General features: G+C 71.6%; 13 protein-coding genes. 9 read left to right on the plus strand and 4 right to left on the minus strand.

Annotated features, from left to right (window positions below; translation table 11 throughout):
* Nucleotides 1-54: 54 nt before the first annotated feature.
* On the minus strand, nt 55-3,297 hold the full coding sequence (locus ACIBK1_RS10530; RefSeq protein WP_396733932.1) for an AfsR/SARP family transcriptional regulator: 3,243 nt from the start codon (nt 3,295-3,297) through the stop codon (nt 55-57).
* Between the two features lie 232 nt (nt 3,298-3,529).
* Between ACIBK1_RS10530 and ACIBK1_RS10535 the strand changes: the two genes are divergently transcribed.
* From ACIBK1_RS10535 to ACIBK1_RS10555, 5 genes are all read left to right on the plus strand, one after another.
* Nucleotides 3,530-4,048 (plus strand): YbhB/YbcL family Raf kinase inhibitor-like protein, encoded by a 519-nt coding sequence (locus ACIBK1_RS10535; RefSeq protein WP_197042372.1) that lies wholly within the window; start codon nt 3,530-3,532, stop codon nt 4,046-4,048.
* A 183-nt stretch (nt 4,049-4,231) separates the two neighbouring features.
* On the plus strand, nt 4,232-6,181 hold the full coding sequence (locus ACIBK1_RS10540; RefSeq protein ID WP_396733934.1) for a hypothetical protein: 1,950 nt from the start codon (nt 4,232-4,234) through the stop codon (nt 6,179-6,181).
* Between the two features lie 53 nt (nt 6,182-6,234).
* Complete coding sequence (locus tag ACIBK1_RS10545) at nt 6,235-8,511, plus strand: SulP family inorganic anion transporter (protein WP_396733936.1); 2,277 nt, start codon at nt 6,235-6,237, stop codon at nt 8,509-8,511.
* Nucleotides 8,512-8,635: 124 nt separating this feature from the next.
* Nucleotides 8,636-9,646: an NAD-dependent epimerase/dehydratase family protein gene (locus ACIBK1_RS10550; RefSeq protein ID WP_030505508.1), complete on the plus strand. Its 1,011-nt coding sequence runs from the start codon at nt 8,636-8,638 to the stop codon at nt 9,644-9,646.
* 36 nt (nt 9,647-9,682) lie between these two features.
* The gene (locus tag ACIBK1_RS10555) at nt 9,683-10,354 is read left to right on the plus strand and encodes a type II toxin-antitoxin system PemK/MazF family toxin (protein WP_396733938.1); all 672 of its coding nucleotides are present in this window, start codon (nt 9,683-9,685) and stop codon (nt 10,352-10,354) included.
* 117 nt (nt 10,355-10,471) lie between these two features.
* On the opposite strand, the gene ACIBK1_RS10560 is transcribed toward ACIBK1_RS10555, so the two are convergent.
* Nucleotides 10,472-11,218: a TetR/AcrR family transcriptional regulator gene (locus ACIBK1_RS10560; RefSeq protein WP_030505510.1), complete on the minus strand. Its 747-nt coding sequence runs from the start codon at nt 11,216-11,218 to the stop codon at nt 10,472-10,474.
* Nucleotides 11,219-11,334: 116 nt separating this feature from the next.
* Between ACIBK1_RS10560 and atpB the strand changes: the two genes are divergently transcribed.
* Nucleotides 11,335-12,123, plus strand: a complete 789-nt coding sequence (gene atpB, locus ACIBK1_RS10565; RefSeq protein ID WP_030505511.1) for a F0F1 ATP synthase subunit A — start codon at nt 11,335-11,337, stop codon at nt 12,121-12,123.
* Between the two features lie 75 nt (nt 12,124-12,198).
* Nucleotides 12,199-12,483, plus strand: coding sequence for a YiaA/YiaB family inner membrane protein (locus tag ACIBK1_RS10570; protein WP_030505512.1), 285 nt, complete (start codon nt 12,199-12,201; stop codon nt 12,481-12,483).
* A gap of 74 nt (nt 12,484-12,557) precedes the next feature.
* Here ACIBK1_RS10570 and ACIBK1_RS10575 read toward each other — a convergent pair whose 3' ends face one another.
* Nucleotides 12,558-15,332 (minus strand): OmpL47-type beta-barrel domain-containing protein, encoded by a 2,775-nt coding sequence (locus ACIBK1_RS10575; RefSeq protein ID WP_396733941.1) that lies wholly within the window; start codon nt 15,330-15,332, stop codon nt 12,558-12,560.
* 117 nt (nt 15,333-15,449) lie between these two features.
* Nucleotides 15,450-19,496, minus strand: coding sequence for a ThuA domain-containing protein (locus ACIBK1_RS10580; RefSeq protein WP_396733943.1), 4,047 nt, complete (start codon nt 19,494-19,496; stop codon nt 15,450-15,452).
* A 900-nt stretch (nt 19,497-20,396) separates the two neighbouring features.
* Here ACIBK1_RS10580 and ACIBK1_RS10585 point away from each other — a divergent pair.
* Nucleotides 20,397-21,410 carry a multicopper oxidase domain-containing protein gene (locus tag ACIBK1_RS10585; RefSeq protein ID WP_396721965.1) on the plus strand — a complete coding sequence of 338 codons (1,014 nt, stop codon included), beginning with the start codon at nt 20,397-20,399 and terminating at the stop codon, nt 21,408-21,410.
* A 94-nt stretch (nt 21,411-21,504) separates the two neighbouring features.
* Nucleotides 21,505-22,248: a hypothetical protein gene (locus ACIBK1_RS10590; protein WP_396733945.1), complete on the plus strand. Its 744-nt coding sequence runs from the start codon at nt 21,505-21,507 to the stop codon at nt 22,246-22,248.
* Nucleotides 22,249-22,306: the final 58 nt, after the last annotated feature.

A 22,306-nucleotide genomic window follows, 5' to 3' on the forward strand; every position in this document is an offset into this window, starting at 1 on the left:
GACGCGAAGGCCGGAGCGGCCCCGTGGAGACGAAGGCCGCCACCTCGTGCCGGCTCAGGGCGCCGCCGACGCGAAGGACAGCACCTCATCCCGGCTCATGGCGCGCCCGCGCTCGCGGCAGCGGGAGAACTCTCCGGACCCGAGCGCGGCCCGCGCGGCGTCGGCCACCCTCCGGTGGTCGACGCTCAGGTCGTGGACGAACCCGCGGACGGCCTCCGCCCCGCCGAGGATGACGGCGGCCCGCGCGTGGTCGCCGACATGGACGGCGAGCGCAGCGTGCCCGACGAGCGCGTGCCCGATCACCGGAGCGTCGTCGGACTCCACCGCGACGGCCAGCGCCCTGTCGTGCAGGACGCGTGCCGCCGCGGGGTCTCCCTCCCGCTCGGCCAGCAGGCCGCGCGAGGTCGTCAGCGTCGCCGCGAACTGCGGGATGACCGGCGTGGGCTTCAGCAGCCGGACGGCCTCGTCGTAGTGGCGCCGCGCCGTCTCGAGGTCGCCGTCGGCCCTGGCGAAGTCACCTCGCACGTGCCGCACCCCGGCCATCCCGATGGGGTCACCGGTGGCGCCGCAGAGCCGCTCGGTCTCCCGCAGCGTCTCCTCGGCGGCCTCCCGGTCGCCCGCCGCGCTCAGCGCGACGGCCAGGCGGGTCCGCAGAAACGGCGTCTCCTCGACGACCCCGACCTCCTCCAGGAGCGCGATCGCCTCCTTCATCAGGGGCACGGCCTTCCGGAGGTCGCCGCGCATCGCGTTCGTCTCCGCGAGGACGCTGAGGCAGTTCCCCACCCCCCACCGGTCTCCGACCGTCCTGAACCCGTCGAGGGCGAGCACCAGGTCGGCCTCGCCCTCCTCCGAACGGCCCGCGTTGAAGCACAGCTGGGCGCGGAAGACGCGGGCGGAGGCGGCCACCCAGCCGTCGGGATGCCCGAGCAGCGGCTCCAGCTGGGACTCCGCCTCCTTCTGGCGTCCGGAGAAGATCGACATGATCGGCGTCGCGATCGCCACGAGAGGATGCCGGGCGGCGTCCCGGATTTCGCGCGCGTAGCGGACCGTGGCCGCCAGGCTCCGCCCGGCCCGCCCCAGGTTCCCCTCTCCGCCCGCGCTCGTCATGCCGTGCACCGCGTGGGCCAGCGCCAGCCGCTCGGGGTCCGCGTCGTCACCCGCCAGGCTCAGCGCCTCCGCCGACCGCTGCGCGCCCTCCAGCCGGTGGCCGGACAGCCACCAATACCACCCGAGTCCGCCGACCAGGCGCAGCGCGAGGTCCGCCTCGGCCTCCTCGCAGGCCCATCTGAGGGCGGCCGACAGGTTGTCGTGCTCCGTCGACAGCCGGGCCAGCCACTCGATCTGCTCCGCCCCGCGCAGGTGCGGCTCGGCGGTCTCTGCGAGGCGGGCGAAGAACTCGGCGTGGGCGCGCCGCACCGGCCGCTCGTCGCCCGACTCGGTCAGGCGCTCCGCGGCGTACGCCTTGATCGTCTCCAGCATCCGGTAGCGGCCGCCGTCGAACACCACCAGCGACTTGTCCACCAGCCTGCCGAGCAGCTCGACGTCGCCCTCGCCGACCTGCTCGGCCGCCTCCAGCGTGGCCCCGCCTGCGAACACCGCCAGCCGCGCCGCGAGCGCGCGCTCGCGGGCGTCGAGCAGGTCCCAGCTCCACTCCACGACCGCGCGGAGCGTCCGGTGGCGGGGCATCGCCGTACGGCTTCCGCCGGTGAGCAGCCGGAACCGGTCGCCGAGCCGCTCGGCGATCTGCGCGGCCGACAGCGTGCGGAGCCGGGCGGCGGCCAGTTCGATGGCGAGCGGCATGCCGTCGAGCTCGCGGCAGACGCGCTCGACGGCGTCGCGCTCGCCGTCCACCACGTAGCCGGGCCGTACGGCGGCCGCACGCTCGGCGAACAGCCGCACGGCGTGATCGGCGCCGAGCGGCCCGACCGGCCACAGCCTCTCGCCGGTGATGCCGAGGGGCTCCCTGCTGGTGGCGAGGATGCGCAGGCCGGGGCACTCGGCGAGGAGCCGGTCGGCGAGCACGGCGGCCGGCTCGACCACGTGCTCGCAGTTGTCCAGCACGATCAGCGTGTCGCGCGCCGCCAGCGCGGCGACGAGCCGGGCCATCGGGCCGGACTCCCCGCCCGGCATGGCCGGCGCCGCGCGCACCGGAACCAGGCCGGCGTCGCGCAGGCCGAGCGCCGTCAGGGCGGCCTGCACCACCTCCGCCCCGTCCTCGACGGGTGCGAGCTCGACCAGCCACACGCCGCCGGGCACCCGCGCGGCGATCGCCTCGGCCGACTCCACCGCCAGCCTCGTCTTGCCCGCACCGCCCGGGCCGAGCAGCGTGACCAGGCGGTCGGCGGCGAGGAGCGCGCCGATCCTGACGACGTCGTCGTCCCGGCCGACGAAGCTGGTCAGCCGGGCCCTCAGGTTGCCCCGGCGCACAGCGCGCGGCGGCGCCTGCTCCTGCTCCTGCTCCACCCCGGCGAGCCCCCGCTCCACTCCGGCGAGCCCCTGGTCCGCCCGAGCGAGCCCCTGCTTCACGCGGGCAGGCCTCGTGGGCGTGACATCCGGCGGCGGGGTTGCCTGCCCGCAGGGCTCGCCCCTCAGCATCGCGAGGTGGAGCTCGGCCAGCGCGGGCGAAGGGTCGGCCCCGAGCCGGTCGGCGAACAGCGACCGGGCCTCCTCGTAGGCGGCGAGCGCCTCGACCCGGCGTCCCGCCCCGTAGAGAGCGCGCATGAGCTGCCCGTGCGGCCGCTCCCTGAGCGGATGGCCGGTGACGAGCAGCCGCAGCTCCGGGATCAGGCCGGTGTGCCGGCCCAGCGCCAGCTCCGCCTCGATCCTGTCCTCCGTGGCCGCGGTCCTGAGCCCCTCCAGCCGGGCGACCTCGGCCTCGGCGTTCGACAGGTCGGTGAGCGGAGCGCCGCGCCACAGGCCGAGCGCCTCACGCAGCACGCCGGCGGCGCGGCCCGGCTCGCCCGCGGCCAGCGCCGCGGCGCCCTCGCTCGCCAGGCGGGCGAACAGGTGGAGGTCCACCTGGTCGGGGGCGACGGCCAGGCGGTAGCCGGACGGCCCGCCGGCCACCAGGCCGCGGCCGGCCGTGGCCCGCAGCCGGGACACCAGCGCCTGCAGGGCGTTTCCCACACCGCTCGGCGGGCGGTCGTCCCACACCCCCGCCACGAGCGCGTCGATGGAGACGGTGCGGCCCGCGTCCAGCAGCAGGAGCGTCAGCAGGGCGCGCAGCCGCTGCCCGCCGACCTCGATCGGCCGCCCGTCGCGCCGTACGTCAAGGGGGCCCAGAACGCCGAAGCTCATGCCCGCTCCCGGTGTGTCCCCCTGCATGCCTCGATTGTGGCGGATAAGGGCACACGGGGTCTCACACCCCCACTTTCCGGTCCTCCGCACGTACGGATCGATTCGGGAGAACACGGAGGTCAACGGCTCGCACCGGCCCGGTCATCGGTACGGATCACCGCGATCCGGTCGGGGCACCTGTCCAATCCGCGTAGCATCATCGGGCATGGGGTCGCCGAGAAAATCAGCGGTCGTGCGAGCCGCCGTCACGGTGACGGCACTCACGCTGGCCGCGTCGGGCTGCGGAATCCTGGGCGGGGGATCGCCGAGGAACCTCGACGTCATCAATGTGTCGAGCCCGCAGTTCCGTGACGGCGCACCCCTGCCGGACGACTACTCCTGCAAGGGGGGGCAGGGCAACCCGCCTCTCCGGTGGTCGGGCACGTCGGGCGCCAAGTCGGTGGCCCTCGTGGTCGACGACAGCAGTCCCCACAGCGGCCCGGAGGTGCACTGGGTGGTGTTCGACATCGACCCCGCGACGACCGAGCTGGGCATGAACGACGTCCCCCGAGGCGCCCGGCAGGGCACCACCTCGAGTGGGAAGGTGGGCTATGCGCCCCCATGCCAGGCCGACGGCAGCTACCGTTTCACTGTCTACGCGCTGAACGCGAAGCTCGACCTGAAGCAGGGCGCCGACCTCGCGGAGACCTTGGCGGGCATCGCGAGTCACACCATCGCCCGCGGGCGCCTCACGGCGAACACGATCGAGTGACATGCTGAGCACCGGAGGTAGTCGTGCTACACCAATCTTCACCTAGGGTGTGACAACGGTCATTGTGGTCGAGCAGAATCGGATCCAATTGCTGAGCGCAGGTGACCAGAGGGGGCAGGTCGCGTCGATGGCCGCGCGATCTCACCGGCGCCGCAGAAAGGCCATGGCCTTGAGGGTGGTGCTATGACTGCGGTCATTGTGGGTCTTGTCGCCGTCGTGCTTCTCGTGCTGCTGGTCGTGGCGCTGGGCATGCGGTCGATGAACCGCAGGGAGAGCGCTCTCTCCGCCGAGCGCATCAAGGCGATGGCCGAGAACAAGGGCCCCAAGCCCCGGCGGCCCGCCGAGGAGACGTTCTTCGAGAGCTTCCCCAAGGGGTTCGACGCCTTCGAGGAGCCGGAGAAGCAGCGGCCCGCACCGCGCCCCGCCCCCCGCCCCGGTGGGCGGCAGGCGGCGCGCCCCGCCCAGCGCGGCGGCAAACAGCCCGCCGCCGCCCGCGGCAAGCGCGGCGTGGACGAGTGGGGCGAGGCCGACGACTACGACGACGACTACTGGTCGCGCGTACGTGCCGACGATGGCGGCTTCGGGGGGACGATCGCCGCGAAGATGGCCACTCCCCGGCCGGTGGACGAGACCCCGGGCGCGCCCCAGGCGACCGACCCCGACGCGGCGACCGTGCAGGCTCCCCTGCCCGCCCGTCCGAGCCGCCCCCGGCGCGCCGGCGCCGAGGAGCCCGTGCTTCCGTCCGCCCCCGTCCCCGCCTCGGCTCTCGCCGACCAGAAGACCGTCACCTTCTCCGCCCCGACGCCCGACCTGCTCGACGCCTCCGCCGCTCCGGCCGGCTCCCCCTCGACCGGCCCCTTCGACGCGAGCCGCACGACCGGCCCGTTCGACTCCCCCGCGGCGAGCGATCCCCTCGCGGGCGCCGCGACCCAGGCGGGCACGCCGGGCGCGTCCAGCCGCAGGCCGGGCAGGTCCGGCCGGTCGTCCCGGGCCGCGGCCCGGCGCGCCGCCGCCGCGGCCGCTGCCGGCGAGACCGGTCAGGCCGGCGGCTCCTACGACAGCCGCCGCACCACGGGCTCGTTCCCGTCGTCACCGAGCGCCGGCTCGTACGGGACGCAGCCGGCCGCCGACCCGCTGGGGATCGCGACGAGCACCGGCCCGTTCGGGGCTCCCGCCTACGACACGCCCGCGGGCACCGGGCCGTTCACCGCGCAGGGCGCCGCGGGCGGCTACGACACGGCGGCGTCCTCCCCCAACCCGGCCACCGGGCCCTTCGCCACCGGCTCGTACGATCCGGCCCGCACCAGCGGCGCGTTCGAGGCCGTGTCGCCCACTGCCACGCCGGCCGACGCCCTCGCCGACCCCGCTCCCCGCTCGACCGGCGGTTCCTTCGACGCGTGGGCGGCGAGCTACGAGACGCCCCGATCCGACGCCTACGATCCGGCCCGCGAAGCGACGGGCCCGTTCCGCGCGGCCGAGGCCTCACCGTCGTACCCGCCCAACCCGGCGGGCGCCGGTCTGCCGGGCTCCGGCGCGGCGGTGACCGGTCCCGACGCCGGCGGCGCGGCCGAACCCGGCTGGCCGGTCGCGGGCACCTACCCGCCGGTCCCCGCCGCCTCCGCCCCCACGACGGGCTCCTCCTCCTGGCCGAACGCCGCCCGCGACGTGCTCGACGATCCGGAGCCGCCGCGCGGCGCGTCGTCCTGGCCGAACGCGGAGACCTACCAGACCCCTTCCTACGACGGCTACTCGTCCGCCTACCCGGCGTCGGAGAGCGGTTACCCGGCCGCCTCGCAGCCGCCGCCCGCCGCACCCGCCACCCCGTCGTACGAGGTGAGCACGGGCTGGGCGACGATCGACGCCTCCGACACGGTGACCGGCTCGGCCGCCGGAACCGCCTCGCCGTACGAGTCGGCGGGCTACGACGCCCCGTCGGGGCAGAGCCAGTACGGCTACGACCGGCAGCAACAGCAGGGATACGGCGGCGCCCAGCCGTCGTGGCCCGAGCAGGAGGCCGGCGGAAGCTGGCCCTCCTACGACGAGGTCTACGACGACACCTCCACCTCGGCGGGCGGGCGGCGGCGGGGCAACCACCGCAACCCGGAGAGCGACTATCCCGACTACTACCGGTGATTTTCCCGTTGCCTGCCTGGTGACGGTCTCATGGGCTGACATATTGTCGGCCCATGACAATCAGTGACGGCACGATTGCGCCGCGTAACTGGAAGTCCGTGTTCCGGCACGATGTGCCCGCCTCGCTGGTGGTCTTCCTGGTGGCGGTGCCGTTGTCGCTCGGCATCGCGGTCGCGTCCGGCGCACCGGTGGCGGCCGGTCTCGTCGCCGCCGTGGTCGGCGGCGTGGTGGGCGGCGCCCTCGGCGGATCCGTCGTCCAGGTCAGCGGACCGGCCGCGGGGCTGTCCCTGGTGGTCGCCGAGCTCGTCCACACCTACGGCTGGCGCGCCACGTGCGCCATCACCGTCATGGCCGGCCTGCTCCAGCTGGTGCTCGGTGGGCTGAAGGTGGCGCGGGCGGCGCTCGGGGTCTCCCCCGCCGTCGTCCACGGCATGCTCGCCGGGGTCGGCGTGGTGATCGCGCTGTCCCAGCTGCACATCGTGCTCGGCGGTTCGCCGCAGCGCTCCGCGCTGGAGAACGTCCTCGAACTTCCCGCGCAGATCATCGACAACCACACGCACGCCGTCATGATCGGCGTGCTGACGATCGGGGTCCTGCTCGTGTGGGGCCGGATCCCCCGGCTGCGCGCCGTGCCCGCACCGCTCGCCGCGCTGATGGTCGCCACGCTGACGGCCGCGGTGTCGGGCTGGGATCTGACCAAGGTGGACCTCAAGGGCGGGTTCTCCTCCGTCCAGGGACCTCTGATGCCGCAGGGCGACTGGCACGCGATCGCCGGAGCCGTCCTGCTCGTCGCCCTCCTCGCCGGAGTGGAGTCGCTGCTGACCTGCGTGGCGTCCAACCGCCTGCACGACGGCCCGCGGGCCGACCTCGACCGCGAGCTCACCGCGCAGGGCGTGGCGAACGTGGTGTCCGGCGCGCTCGGCGGCCTCCCGGTGGCGGGCGTCGTCGTGCGCACGACCACCAACGCGCGGGCGGGCGCCCGCAGCCGCTGGTCCACGGTGCTCCACGGGGTGTGGGTGCTGCTGTTCACCGCGGTCTTCGCCTGGATGATCGCGCTGATCCCGCTGGAGGCGCTCGCGGCGCTGCTGCTGTTCATCGGCGTGCAGATGGTCAACCTCGCGCACGTCCGCAACCTGCGCAACCACCGCGAGATGCCGGTCTACTTCGTGACGTTGGCCGGAGTCGTGCTGATCGGCCTGGCCGAGGGCGTGGCGATCGGCCTCGGACTGGCCGCCCTGCTCGCCCTGCGCCGCCTGGCCTGGGTCTCCGTCGACGTACGGCAGGCGGGCGAGCGGCGCTGGCGGATCGTCGTCACCGGATCGCTGACGTTCCTCGGCGTGCCCCGGCTGACCGAGGCGCTGCGCGGCATCCCCGCGGGGACCGCGGTCGAACTCGACCTGCACCTCGACTTCATGGACAACGCCGCCTTCGAGGCGCTGCACACCTGGCGGCTGGACCACGAACGCACCGGCGGCGTGATCGACGTGGACGAGCCGCACGCCGAGTGGTACTCCGCCGCGATCAACGGCGTCCGCCTGTTCCCGGCCAGGATTCCGCCCCGGCACGACCGCTGGTGGCTGCCCTGGGCCTACCGGCGCCGCTCCCGTTCCGCGGAGGCCGGCGGCGTGGGCTCCGGGTCCTACGCGGTGATCGGCGCCGATGGCACGAGGCACGACGACATCTCCGTGCTCTGCGAGCCGCAGGGCATGCCCGATCTGCTGGAGGGGATGCGGGAGTTCCAGCGCAGGACCGCGCCGATGGTCCGCCCGGTGCTCCACCGCATGGCCCGCAAGCAGTCGCCGTCGCACCTGTTCATCACCTGCGCCGACTCCCGCATCGTGCCCAACATCATCACCGCGAGCGGCCCCGGCGACCTGTTCACGCTGCGCAACATCGGCAATCTCGTGCCGCGCGCCGACGCCGTCCCCGCCGACGACTCGGTCGCGGCCACGATCGAGTACGCCGTGAAGGTGCTCGACGTGCGCATGATCACGGTCTGCGGGCACTCGGGATGCGGCGCGATGTCCGCCCTGCTGGGCGAGGTCCCCGACCTGCCCGCGCTGCGCAACTGGCTGCGGCACGGGCGGCAGAGCCTGGCCAGGTTCGTGGCCGCCGAGCCGTGTGACGACGACGCCGGGCCGCTCGACCGGCTCTGCCGGACCAACGTGATCCAGCAGCTCGACAATCTGCGGTCCCACCCGTTCGTGGACACCCTCGTACGGGCCGGGAAGCTGGAGCTCACCGGCCTCTACTTCGACATCGGCGCGGCGCGGGTGCACGTGCTGGAGCAGGAGCGCTTCACGCCGGTCCCCGAGTTGCGCACCGGCTGAGCCCGGGCTGAGCTCAGGTCCGGCCGCGCCGGAAAGGAACGACCTGCTTCGCTGTCAGCGGATCACGTCCGCCGACCGTGAAACCGGGCAGACGTACGACGCGGACGGGCCAAGGATTGACCGTATGAAAATTCTGGTCATCGGCGGTTCGGTGTTCCTCGGACGCGCCATCGTGGACGAGGCGCTGCGGCGTGGTCATGAGGTGACGACATTCAACAGGGGCAGGAGCGGGACGGACCTGCCCGGCGTGGAGGCGGTGCGCGGCGACCGCGAGAGCACCGGCGACCTGCGGCGGCTCGCCGACGGCAGGCAGTGGGACGCGGTGATCGACGTGTGCGGGTACGTCCCCCGCGTCGTCCTGGAGTCGGTGCGGACGTTGTCGGGGCACGCTCCGCACTACACGTTCGTCTCCAGCATCTCCGCCCACCCGGGCTGGCCGGAGAAGCCCGGCGTCGACGAGACCTTCCCACTGCACGAATGCCCGCCGGACGCGGACGCCGAGTTCGGCGAATACGGCGTGCTGAAGGCCGGCTGCGAGCGGGCGGTCGAGCAGCACTTCGACGGCGGCGCCCTGCTCATCGAGCCCGGCCTGATCCTCGGCCCGCACGAGGACGTGGGCCGGCTGCCCTGGTGGCTCACCCGAATCTCCAGAGGCGGGCGGGTGCTCGCCCCCGGCGACCCGGCGCTTGCGATGCAGCTCATCGACGCCCGGGACATCGCGGCGTTCACCCTCGACCACGCGGCCAAGGGCACCACCGGCCGCTACATGACGGGCGGGGTGCAGGGCAACACGACGTACGGCGACTGGCTGAACGCCTGCGCGGAGGTCACCGGCTCGGACCCGGAGCTGGTGTGGGTCGACGACGAGTTCCTGGTGGACCAGGGCGTGGAGATCTGGACCGAGCTTCCGCTGTGGGCTCCGGAGGCGGACCACCAGGGCGTGTGGACGCACTCCTCCGCCAAGGCCATCGCCGCGGGTCTCACCTGCAGGCCGGTGCGGGAGACCGTCCGGGACACCTGGGAGTGGCTGAAGGACATCCCCGAGGAGCGGCGCAGCTTCGGCGGCCGGATGCGCCACGGCATCGCCCCGGACAAGGAGGCGCGCATCCTCGCCGCCTGGGACGCCCGCCCCTGACGCGACCGGGCCGCGAGGAGCCGTAGGCTGTCGGCCATGATCTGGGTGGTTGTGATCGCGGCCGTGCTGGTCGTGTTGGGGGCGCTCGGGATGGCCGGGCGCCTGCCGGGGACCTCGCGGCGGCGATCCGCGCCGCGCCCCTCTGCGGGCGACCGCCCGCCGGGCCGCGCCGGCCGGACCGGGCAGCCCGGTGGGCGTGCCCCGGCCGGGACCACGCGGCCGGGGACCAGGCCCGGTGGCGGCACGACCGCAGGGTCCGGGGCCCGAGGCGGAAGCCGGAGTGGGGGCCGGGGTGAAGGCCGGGGTGGAGAGCGGAGTGGAAGCCGGGGTCCGGGCCGTACGCCGGGCGGCGAAGCGGGCGTACGCGGTGGCGCCGCCACCCAGGCCGGTCCGCGTCCGGGTGAGATCTGGTGGGCCGACGTGCCCTACGAGGACGGGCCGGGCCACAAGGTGCGCCCCTGCGTGGTGCTCAGGACACACCGGGGCGGCGCCGAGGTTCTGAAGATCACGAGCCAGGATCGCAGCGACCGCTCCGACCACGTGGAGATCCCCACCCGCACGTGGGACCCGGACGCCGACCACAACAGCTTCCTCGACCTCACCGGCCCGGTTCGCGTGCCCGGCGCGGACTTCCAGGACAGGGTGGGCACGCTCGACGCGCGCGTCTGGCGGCAGGTCTGCCGCCTCCACGAGATCACCCCGAACTGAGCCGTCGCCCCTCCGGGACCATGCCCGCCCGGAGACCGTGCCCGCCCCGAACCACGCCCACCCCTGACCCCGTGCCGGCCTCCGAAAGGCACCCGTCCCGGAGGCCGGCCGCCTGCGTCACCGTGACCGCGCGGACCCTTCCGCGCCGCGCCGCGGCAGACCTGCGGCCACGCCGTCGAGCAGCCGGTCGAGGCCGTAGGCGAAGCGGTCGTCGGCACCCATGTGCTGCCGCCCGGCCTCCTTCGTCATCCGCTCCAGCATGGGATATTCACCGGTCGCGATGAGCGACTGGATGAAGGACAGGTGCTGCGCCAGCCGCTGGGCCAGCGTCAGCCCCGACCGCCGGAGCGCCTCGGCCTCGGCCAGTTCGCTCTGGATGTAGCCGTTCACGTACGCGAAGACCGCGCCGACGAGGGTCAGCATCTCGTCGACGCTCAGGCCGAGACCGTCGAGCATGCCGAGGGCGGTCTCCATCAAGCGCGCGCTGTTCGGGCCGGCCTGCGGGCGACCGGCCGCCAGCGGCGCGAGCCACGGATGGCGGAGCATGGTGCGCCGGGCCTGCCAGGCGAGCAGGCGGAGCCCTTCGACCCAGTCGTCCGGCGGGCGCCGGTCCTCCGGCAGATACTCCCGCACCGCGGTGTCGACCATGAGGTCGAACACCTCGTCCTTGCTCGTCACGTAGCGATACAGGGACATCGTGCCTGCGCCGAGATCGGCGGCGAGCCGCCGCATGGAGATCGCCTCCAGTCCCTCGGCGTCCGCGACGCGGATCGCCGCCTCCGCGAGGGCCGCGCGGCTGAAGCTCGGCCGCGGCCCACGAGCAGGGCGCTCGGGACGCATCCACAGGTTCTCGTGGCCCGTCATCGTTGGTCATCCCAGGTCGTCGCACTATTGCGTACACGGTACCCGGTATATAGGCTCGCACTGATAAAGCGAGTACGGCGTACTCAGTTTTGGACCGCCGGACGAGGGGATTCCCCATGCCCGCAAGCATTGCTGGAGACGTCTTCAGAGCTCCCGGTGTCGAACTGTTCGATTTTCCGCCGCTCTGGCCTGGCGCGCCGTACTGGCTGACCAAGCCTGTGGTGCTGGCCGCGGTCGGCGTGGTGCTGCTGTGCGCGCTCGCATGGGGCGCGTTCGCGCGGCCGGCTCTCGTCCCGCGCGGTCTGCAGCATCTCGGCGAGTACGGCTACCTGTTCGTCCGCGACCAGGTGGCCCGGCCCTTCATCGGGGCGGACGCCGAGCGCTGGATGCCGTTCCTGCTCAGCCTCTTCTCGGTGATCCTGCTGTGGAACCTGCTGGGAGTGATCCCGGGAGTGCAGTTCCCGGTGAACGCCCACATCGCGTTCCCGGTGGTGTTCGCCCTGGTCGTGTACGTCATCAAGCTCTATCTCGGCTTCCGGCACCATGGGGTGGGCGGTTATCTCAAGAGCCTGATGTTCCCGCCCGGCCTGCCGAAGCCGATCGCGCTGGTCCTGTACGCGCCGCTTGAGCTGCTCTACACGTTCGTCACCGCGCCGTTCACGCACGCCGTACGGCTGTTCGCGAACATGTTCGCGGGGCACCTGCTGCTGGCGTTCTTCAGCGCGGTGGGATTCTGGTTCCTCGTCGAACAGCCCACGGTGCTCGGAGCCCCGGTGGGCCTGCTCAGCGTGGCCATGGCCGTCGTGATGACCGCCCTGGAGATCTTCATCCAGTTCCTGCAGGCGTTCCTGTTCACCATGCTGGCGGCCATGTACATCGGCAACGCCCTGCACCTGGAGCACTGAGCGGGTGCTCGTACTCACCGGTAACTGAGTATCGGCGCTCATGCCCGGCAGGCGCGTGCCGCGGACGATGACACCATGACGCAACCGGTGAAAACCTCGACGACGACCGCCTTCTACATCCAGGCCGTGCTCTCGTTCGTGATCTCCCTCGCGGGCCTGGCCGCCGGCATCCTCTACCTTCCGGTCACAGCCTGGGTGCGCTCCTTCCTCGCCCTCGGGCTGATGTACGTGGTGACCTCGACATTCACGCTGGCCAAGTGCGTACGGGACCGGCAGGAGGAGTCGACCGTCGTCAGCCGGGTGGACCAGGCCCGGCTCGACAAGCTCCTCGCCGAGCACGACCCCTTCCGGACCGAATGAGGGCGAGCCGCGCGCGACGAGAAGAGGCGGCCTCGGGCCGTCGCCGGACCGAGGCCGCCTGTGGCCGCACGAACTCAGTCGTCCGTGCAGCCCTTGCCCTTGCCCGGCTTCGAACAGTCGGAGCCCGGCGCGGCGCCGACGACGCTGAACGTCGCCGTGCCCGCGTTGGAGGTGTTGCCGGCCTTGTCGGTGGCCCGGTAGCTCACGGTGTGCGCCCCCGGCTGGCTCACCGCCACCGGCTTGGAGTACAGCGCGAACGGCTGGCCGTCGAGGGAGTACTCCACCGTGGCCACGCCCGACCCGCTGTCGGTCGCCGAGATGGTGAGCGTGGCGGAGCCGACGTAGTTCCACGCCCAGTCCATGCTGCCGCTGAGCTGCGCCGACACCTGCGGAGCCGTGGTGTCGTCCTGCTGCGGCGCGACGACCTTGAAGGTCACCGACCCCACCGGCGACGTGTTGCCGGCCTTGTCGGTCGCCCGATACTGCACCGTGTGCGACCCGGTCTTGTTCACCGAGACCGGAGCCGTGTAGGCCGCGAACGCCGCGCCGTCCAGGGCGTACTCGACCTTGTCGACGCCCGACTCGGTGTCGGTCGCCGAGACCGTCACGGTGGCCGAGCCGACGTAGTTGCCGTCGGCGTCCTTGGTGCCCGACACACCGGCCGACACCTGCGGCGCGGTCGTGTCCTTGGCCGGCGGGACCACCACGGTGAACGTCACCGACGCCACCGCCGAGGTGTTGCCGGCCTTGTCGGTGGCCCGGTAGCTCACCCGGTGCGCACCCGGCTGGTCGACCGTCAGCGCCTTCGAGTAGACCGCGAACGGCTGCCCGTCGAGGGAGTACTCGACCGTGTCCACACCCGACTCGCTGTCGCTCGCCGAGACCGTGACAGTGGCCGAGCCCACGTAGTTGCCGTTGGCGTCCTTGGTGCCCGACACACCGGCCGACACCTGCGGCGCGGTCGTGTCCTTCGCCGGCGGAGCGACCACCCTGAACGACACCGACGCCACCGGCGAGACGTTCCCCGCCTTGTCCGTGGCCCGATACTGCACCGTGTGCGACCCGGCCGCGTTCACCGACACCGGAGCCGAGTAGGTGCTGAACGCCCCACCGTCCAGGGCGTACTCGATCCTGTCCACACCCGACTCGGTGTCGGTCGCCGAGACGGTCACCGTCGCAGAACCCACGTAGTTGCCGTCGGTGTCCTTGTCACCGGCCACCTGCGCCGACGCCAGCGGAGGCGTGGTGTCCTTCTGCTCCGCGGAGACCACCGTGAACGACACCGACGCGACGTCGGAGGCGTTCCCGGCCTTGTCGGTGGCCCGGTAGCTCACGGTGTGCGCGCCCGGCTGCTTGACCGCCACCGGCGCCGAGTACAGGCCGAACGGCTGCCCGTCGAGGGAGTACTCCACCGTGTCCACACCCGACTCGCTGTCGCTCGCCGAGACCGTCACGGTCGCAGAACCCACGTAGTTGCCGTCCGCGTCCTTGTCACCGGCCACCTGCGCCGACACCTGCGGCGCGGTCGTGTCCTTGGCCGGCGGCGCGACCACCGTGAACGACACCGACGCCACCGGCGACGTGTTGCCCGCCTTGTCGGTCGCCCGATACTGCACCGTGTGCGACCCGGTCTTGTTCACCGAGATCGGAGCCGAGTACGTCGTGAAGGATGCGCCGTCCAGCGCGTATTCCACCTTGTCGACGCCCGACTCGGTGTCGGTCGCCGAGACCGTCACCGTCGCCGAACCCACGTAGTTGCCGTCCGTGTCCTTGTCACCGGCCACCTGCGCCGACGCCTGCGGGGCCGTGGTGTCCTTGGCCGGCGGGACCACCACGGTGAACGTCACCGACGCCACCGCCGAGGTGTTGCCGGCCTTGTCCGTGGCCCGGTAGCTCACCCGGTGCGCACCCGGCTGGTCGACCGTCAGCGCCTTGGAATACAGCGCGAACGGCTGCGAGTCGAGGGAGTACTCGACCGTGTCCACACCCGACTCGCTGTCGCTCGCCGAGACCGTCACGGTCGCAGAACCCACGTAGTTGCCGTCCGCGTCCTTGTCACCGGCCACCTGCGCCGACACCTGCGGCGCGGTCGTGTCCTTCGCCGGCGGCGCGACCACCGTGAACGACACCGACCCGACCGGCGAGACGTTGCCCGCCTTGTCGGTCGCCCGATACTGCACCGTGTGCGACCCGGCCGTGTTCACCGACACCGGAGCCGAGTAGGTGGTGAACGCCCCGTTGTCCAGGGCGTACTCCACCCGGTCCACACCCGACTCGGTGTCGGTCGCCGAGACCGTCACCGTCGCAGAACCCACGTAGTTGCCGTCGGCGTCCTTCTCCCCCGACACGTTGGCGGACACCTGCGGCGCCGTCGTGTCGGTGGAGCCGCCGGAGGTGACCACGAGCTCGCCGACCATCTGGTGGCCGGGGATCGCGCAGAAGAAGCGGTATTTGCCGGGGGTGAGGTTCACCTGGATCTCGTGCCGACCGCCGTCCGCGTCGTACGGGCTGGCGATGATGTTGACGTTGACGTCGTGGTTGTAGCCCGGCGTCGACGTGTCGAAGGTCAGCGTGTGCGTCATCCCGAATGTGCTGCCGGTCGCCATGCTGTTCTCGAAGACGATCGTCGCGGGTCCCGCGACCGCCGTGGCCGGCGTGTCCTTGTACGCGGTCATGCTGTTGTCGGCGGTCCAGGTGAGCACCTGCGCCGCCGCCTGGCTGACCTGTTGCCGCGCCTCGGGCTTCGGCACGGCGGCCTTCGCCGGCGACAGCCACAGCGCCGGAAGCGTCACGCACAACAGCACCACGGCCACGGTGGCGCGTAGCGCCCTGCGTAGCCTTCCTGTCATTAACTGCATCTGAGGTCGCACCTCACAGAACGTGCATGTGGGCGGACGAACGGCGTCTGTCCGCCTGAGGTCATGGGGTGGGGCCGGGCGGGGGGCTTCCCCCGCCCGGCTACCGGGTCAGAGCTCCCGCACGCGGACGTTGCGGAATTCCGCCAGGTCGGTGTTGCTGTGGTTCTGCAGCCCGATGAACCCGCTGACGAACTGACGCAGGTCCGTGGCGGGGTCGCCGGCGCGGGACGACGACTTGCCCGGGGTGTTGTCGAACTCGTTGATCACGACGCCGTTGCGGATGATCGTGTAGTGCTGCCCGACCACCCGGACCTCGTAGTCGTTCCACTGGCCCTTCGGGGTCGCCCCCGCCTTGTCCAGCGTGTTCGGCTGGAAGTTGTAGATCGAGCCCGTCTTCTGCGGCTCGCCCGAGTCGCCGTCGTAGATCTGGATCTCGTGGCCGCAGTAGACCGCGACCCACGCCTCCGACGTACGGGCCGATCCGACCGTGCCGCAACTGCCGGCCGGACGCTGGTCCAGCGGAGTCCGCGGGTCGGGGAACCGGACGAACACGCCGGTGTTGGCCCGAGCCGTGCCGGGCGCGACGTCACGGAACTGCAGCCGCACCGAGAAGTCGGCGTACGCCTTCGCGGAGTACCACAGCATGCCCATTCCGCCGGAGGTGCGGAGGGTGCCGTCCTGCTGCAGGATGAACTGGCCGGTCGGAGCCTGCGACCACCCCTGCAGGGACTGCGCGGTCCCGTCGAAGATGGTCTCGTAGCCGTTCGTCTTGCCGATCTCGGACTGCGCCCCCGCCTTACTGAGCGTGGAGGCCTCCTTGTTGTCGATGACGCCGGCCTTGCGGAACTCGTTCACCTGGTCGTTGAGGTGCTTGACGAACTCGCCGTGGTTCGACCACATGCGCTCGTCGTCGATCAGGTCGTTGATCGTGCAACCGCCGCCGACGACGCGGTTGGCCACGCCGGTGTCGGTGTCCAGCAGCCGGACCGTCGTCTGGGTGTCGGGCGCCGGGCAGCCGATCTCGACGGTGACCTCGCCGGTCGCCACCTCGCCGTCGGCGTAGCTGACCTTCAGTGTGGCCTTGTAGGTGCCGAAGTCCTTGTAGGTGTGCGTCGGGTCGGCCTCGGTCGACGGCTTGCTGCCGTCGCCGAAGTCCCACTCCCACTTCACGCCGCCGGCCCTGGTGTGGGAGAACACCACCGTCTTCGGCGTGCTCTGCCGCTCCGGCCGCACCGTGGCCAGGCTCGGGTTCGGCGTCGCCGGACCACCCTGGTAGGTGACGCGGATCAGCTTCTGGTTCGGGTGCAGGCTGAAGAAGCCACCGGCGTAGTCCAGCATGTACAGCGCGCCGTCCTTGCCGAACTTGGCGTCCATCCACGACTGCAGCTGGGAGGCGCCGCCGCCGGGCTGGATGATGGAGCGCAGGTCCTCGGCGAAGACCGGCGGCTTCGCGTCCTTGACGCCCTTCGGGTCGACGGTGACGGCGACCCGGTTGTTCGCGTTGGACTCGTCACCGATGAACCACTTGTTATCCCAGTACGCGGGCCACGCGACGCCGCTGTCGGTGTCGACCTCGGAGCGGTGGTAGGTCGGCCCGGACATGATCGCCTGGCCGCCGCCGGAAAGGTAGGGCTCGGTGAAGGTCTCGTCGCCCAGCTTGTAGGTCGGCAGGCCGCTGCCGTCGGTCCGCTTCGGGTAGACCGGGCCGCCGCCCTGCGGCGAGAACCAGATCATGTTGTCGCGGGCCGGCGGGATGTCGACCAGGCCGGTGTTGCGCGGCGAGGTGTTCTTCAGGTTGCCGCAGTTGTACCAGTCGGCCGGCTGGGTGGCGTCGACGTTGCTGCGGTCACGGTAGGGCTGCCTGTTGCCCATGCAGTAGGGCCAGCCCTGGTTGCCGGCGGACGTGAGGATCGTCGCGGTCTCGTACTTCGCCGGACCCCAGATCTCGCTCGGGCCGCCCGCGTCCGGACCGACCCATCCGGCGGTCAGCCAGTCGTTCACGTTGTCCCACTGGAGCCGCGCGATGTTGCGGACGCCCATCACGTAGATCTCCGAGCGGGTCTTGCCGCCGCCCTCTTCCTTCCCGGTGAACAGGTTGCCCTTCGGGATCGTGTACGTCCCGTCGGCCTCCGGGTGGATACGGATGATCTTGCCGTTCAGGTCGTTGGTGTTGCCCGCGGTGCGGCGGGCGTCCTGGAACGAGGTGCCCTTGTAGTCCTGGGTCCAGTTGTTCCCGGAGTAACCGCTCGAGCCGCCGGAGGAGTTGCTGTCACCGGAACCGACGTAGAGGTTCCCCTCCTTGTCGAAGGCCATGCCACCGCCCGCGTGGCAGCAGCTGTGAATCTGGGTGTCCCACTGCAGCAGGTCCTTGCGGGTCTTCTGGTCGATCGTCTGGGTGGCGGAGTCGTAGGTGAACCGGGAGATCGTCCGCTTGCCGATCCGCTTGTCCCTGTCGATCGACTCGTGCGGCATCCAGTAGACGTACAGCCAGCCGTTCTCCTGGAACTTGGGGTCGGGCACGATGCCGAGGAGACCCTCCTCGTTCTTCACCAGCTCGTCGCCGCTGCCGCGGTTGCCCATGACGGCGAGGGTGGTGAGGAGCTTGACCTGCTTGGTCTTCGGGTCCCACTGGTGGATCGTGCCACAGCCGAGGCCGACCTTCGGGTCGTTCCAGTCGGCGATCGGGCCCGTGGGGCAGGCCGCCTTGCCGACATAGAAGATCTTGCCGTCGGGGGCGACGGTCAGGCCGTGCGGCTCGCCGATCTGGTCGAGCTGGCCCGACTGGTTCTGCGCGGTCAGCCGCTCGATCTTGTAGTTCGACGCGATGGTCGCCTGGCAGTCACCGCGGACCAGGCCGGCCGCCCACTTGATCGCGCCGCCGAGGTGGCTCTTGAACTGGTCGTCCTTGGTGTAGCTCTCCTCGGTGCCGCCCATGCCGGTATAGAACGACCGGCCGCCGTCGTAGTCGCGGCACCACGAGATCGGGTGGAACGCGCCGTTGCCGTTCAGGCCCGCCTTGTAGGTCCACTCCTCTACCTGCGCGACCGTCTGGACCTTGCCCAGCGGGCTCGGGCTCCAGTTCATCCACTTGTCGGACCGCGTCGCGTTGAACGGCAGGCCCTTGTTCGCCGGGTGCTGACGGTCGGTGAAGTCCACCGTGGCCTTCTGCACCTGGCTGTCCGGCGGAGGCCCGGCGTCGGGACCGAACAGCCGCAGCTCGGCCAGCTGGATGAGGGGCTCACCGCTGTTCGCCGTGATGTTCAGCCGGTAGTACGCGTACGCCGTGCCGTTGGTGAACTTGTATTCCTTGGTCTGGAACCGCGAGGGGAAGGTCTCCCCGGTCCGCTTGTCCAGGTCCGTCCAGCTCTTCCCGTCCTGGGAGCCCTGTAGCGTCCAGTCCTTCGGGTCACGGCCGGGGAAGTCGTTCGCCGAGGTCAGCGCGTAGTGGGCGATCGCCTTCGGCTGCTCCAGCTTCAGCGAGACCCAGCCGGTCGGGTTGAACGTCAGCCACTTGCTGTTGTTGTTGCCGTCGACCAGCTTCTCTTTGGTCTCGTTCGGCGGGTTGTCCGCGCTCGCCGTGATCTCCACGACCTTCTCTGCCGGGGGCAGGCTGCCGGCGGGGCGGGTGCCGACCAGTTCGGTGAACCAGGACGAGTCGGGCTGCGCGCGTACGGCGTCGTGGACGCCGACGAACCCGCCGCCGTCCCGGATGTACGCCTGGAAGGCGGCCTCCTGGGCGGCGTTCAGCGTCACGCCCTTGGCGGACAGGAACACCACCCCGCGATAGCGCGCCAGGTTGCTGGAGGTGAAGACGGCCGGGTCTTCGGACACCTCGACGGAGAAGCCGTTGTCCTTGCCCAGGTTCTTGATCGAGTCCGCGGCCTTCTCTACCGGGTCGCTCTGTTCCTTGGCGGGTCCGTGGAACACCAGCACACTGACCGGCTCCGCGGATTTGCCTGGCTTACCGGTATCTGGCTCGGGAGGGTTGGGCTTGGCCTGCGCCTGCAGTTGCGCGGCGGGAAGGGCCGGTGCGGCCTGCGCCTGCATGGCGGGGACGGTCGCCAGTCCCAGCGTCAGGGCGGCGCTCGACGCCATGACGAGAGCGCGGCGCCAGGCGGGTGGCCGGGGGTGTACGAGCAGGTCTCTGCGACCCATCGTTCGCTCCTTCAGGTCGGGGGGTTGGATCAGCACCTTGCGGAGGTCGTTCGGTCAGCCGTGGCGGCGACCGGGCACGCAGATGCCGAAAGGCGCGAGGGTTCTGCCGGTCTCCTCCTCTCACTTGCCGTTCTGTCCCTGAGCCCGCGTCGCGGTGACGCGATGACGCGTCGCGTGATGGCGCGGTCGGGGCGGTTGGGCCGTCACGGACGTGCGGCATCGCCGTTCATCGCGTTGTCGGCGGGCGATCACCGCGGAGCCCGTCGTGGCGGGCGCCGGGACTGATCGCGTGCAGCGGTCGCCGGCCGCCCTGCGGGGACGGCGACCGGAATGAGGGTGTCTTGCCGGTCTCAGGCCGGGGTGCCGCGAGGCCGGCGACGCCTGGCGGCGCCGCCGGGGCGTGGTCCGGTTCGTCTGAGCCGCAGGTCCGCCGGGACGTGAGAGGGCGGACCGTGCGGGGCGGATGTCGGCTGTGGGGGGTGTCGCCGAAGCACCGCTGAGCCTTTCGGGGAGTCGCGGATGGTTGCGTGGGCGGGCGGGGGGACGAGGGCCAGGTGATGCCCAGAGACCTGCGTGGACTGTGGTAGTCGAGCCGAGTCAAGGGGGCGGTTTGGGCTCAACGTAGCAGCCTCGCCGAACTTCAGCCAGTCCCGTGACAAAGTTCTCTTATTTACAACATGACTTCTTGACTTTTCAGCAGAAGTATCGCCTACTTCCTTCGAAAGCTTTATCCACGGTGTCGAAAGGCTCGTTGACCGGTCCCCGTCCAGGCCGGAACCCACTCCACTGCGGGGGAGCCGCAACGAGACGTCGCGCCGTCCAGGCCGGCCCCCGGGCCGGCGCTACGACAGGTGCCGTTCGCCTCACGACAGTGAGGCGTCACGACCGGAATGGGGAACCATGACCGAGGTAGGCAGGGGTACGACGCGAGGCTTGTTCTCCCGGCGCGCCTTCACCACGGCCGCGACGGCCGCCGCGTTCGTGCCGCTGGTCGGGACGAGCCAGGCCGACGCGGCGCCATCCGACAAGGTCACCGGCAAGCCCGACAAAGGCGACGTCCGCCGCATCACCCTGTACGCGGAGAAGTTGCCGAACAACCTGCTGGGCTACGGTCTGGAGCCCGGCAAGGCCACCATCCCCGGCCCGCTCATCGAGATGGTCGAAGGCGAGACCCTCGAGATCGAGCTGGTGAACAACACCGATGTCACCGCCAGCCTGCACGTGCACGGGGTGGACTACGAGTTCACCAGCGACGGCACGAGAATGAGCGACAGCGTGGTGGAGCCGGGAGGCCGGCGCACCTACGTCTGGCGCACCCACGCGCCGGGCCGCCGCCCGGGCGGCACGATCGAGCCCGGTAGCGCCGGCTACTGGCACTACCACGACCACGTCGTGGGGACCGACCACGGCACCGGCGGCATCAAGAGAGGCCTGTACGGCGCGCTGGTGGTGCGCCGCAAGGGCGACATCCTGCCGGACAAGCAGTTCGTCGTCTTCTTCAACGACATGACCGTCAACAACGCCAAGGCCGGCGAGGCTCCCCACTTCATGGCGAAGATCGGCGAGCGTGTGGAGTTCATCGTGGTCACCCATGGGGACTTCTTCCACACGTGGCACCTCCACGGGCACCGCTGGGCGGACAACCGCACCGGTCTGCTGGACAACCCGCAGGACCAGAGCCGGATCATCGATACCAAGATCACCGGGCCGGCCGAGTCGTTCGGCTTCCAGGTGATCGCCGGGGAGCGGGTCGGGCCCGGCGCCTGGATGTACCACTGCCATGTCCAAAGCCACTCGGACATGGGGATGGCGGGAGTGTTCATGGTGGCCGACGAGAACGGGAACGTCCCCGGCCACGACATGGGCGGCATGAGCTCGGGCATCGGCTCGGACATGAGCGCCATGCCTCACTGAGCCCGCCCCGCTCCCTCCGAGCGCAGTCCCGGTGAGGCACTGGGCGAGCCGCCCACCCGGCGTGCGGACGGCCGAAGGTCAGTAGGGTGCGCCCATGACCGGCGACATACGCGAGCGCGGGCGGGCGGCCGCCACCGCCGCGCCCGAAGCGCAGGCGGCTCTCGACTACTACCTGATCATGCCGGCGGCGGACGCGGACGGAGCCCCGGCCGAGGCGATCGTCGTCGAGGAGTTCACGCTCACCGACGACCTCAGGACCGTCGGCCTGGACACCGCCGGGTGGTGGCCGGCTGCCGACGGCGGCTGGTGGAGTTCCGCGGTTTTCGGACGCGCATTGCGCGAGGACCCCGGCCTGCGTGCCCGGGCCCGCGCGGTGAGCCGTCCCGAGGCCGAGGCCGCCTACCGCGGTCTCGGCGGGGGCGAACTGCCCGGCGAGACGCGGCTGCGGGCTCTGTTCCGCGACCACCAGCCTCTGCCGGACTCCCCTCCCCTGCGCCTCACCCCGCCCCGGGTCCCCGACGGGTTCCACGACACGCGGGTCTACCGCGTCCTGTTCGCCGGTGAGCCACGCCTGCCTCTCCTCGCGGACGTGGTGGCGCTCGCCGGGGAGGCCGGCGACCCGGGGACCCGGATCGTCGGCTCTGGCGAGCTGCGAACGGACCCGGACGTCTTCACGTGGGAGGTACGCCGCATCGGGCCCGGTGTCGCCTGCTGCCTCGATCTCACGGCCCACCTGGGGACCGCGTCCTCCGAGGCCCTCGGGCCGCTGCTGCGGCGGTTGACGACGGCGATGCGCCACGCCGGAGCGGTGCCCGTGACCGTCGAGCGGTTCTCCTGAGCCCGGACGGCTCCGGCTGCCGGAGGGGTGCGCGACGCGGCCCGGCTCGCGGAGCCAT

This window comes from Microbispora rosea (assembly GCF_044460045.1).
Classification (GTDB): Bacteria; Actinomycetota; Actinomycetes; order Streptosporangiales; family Streptosporangiaceae; genus Microbispora; species Microbispora rosea.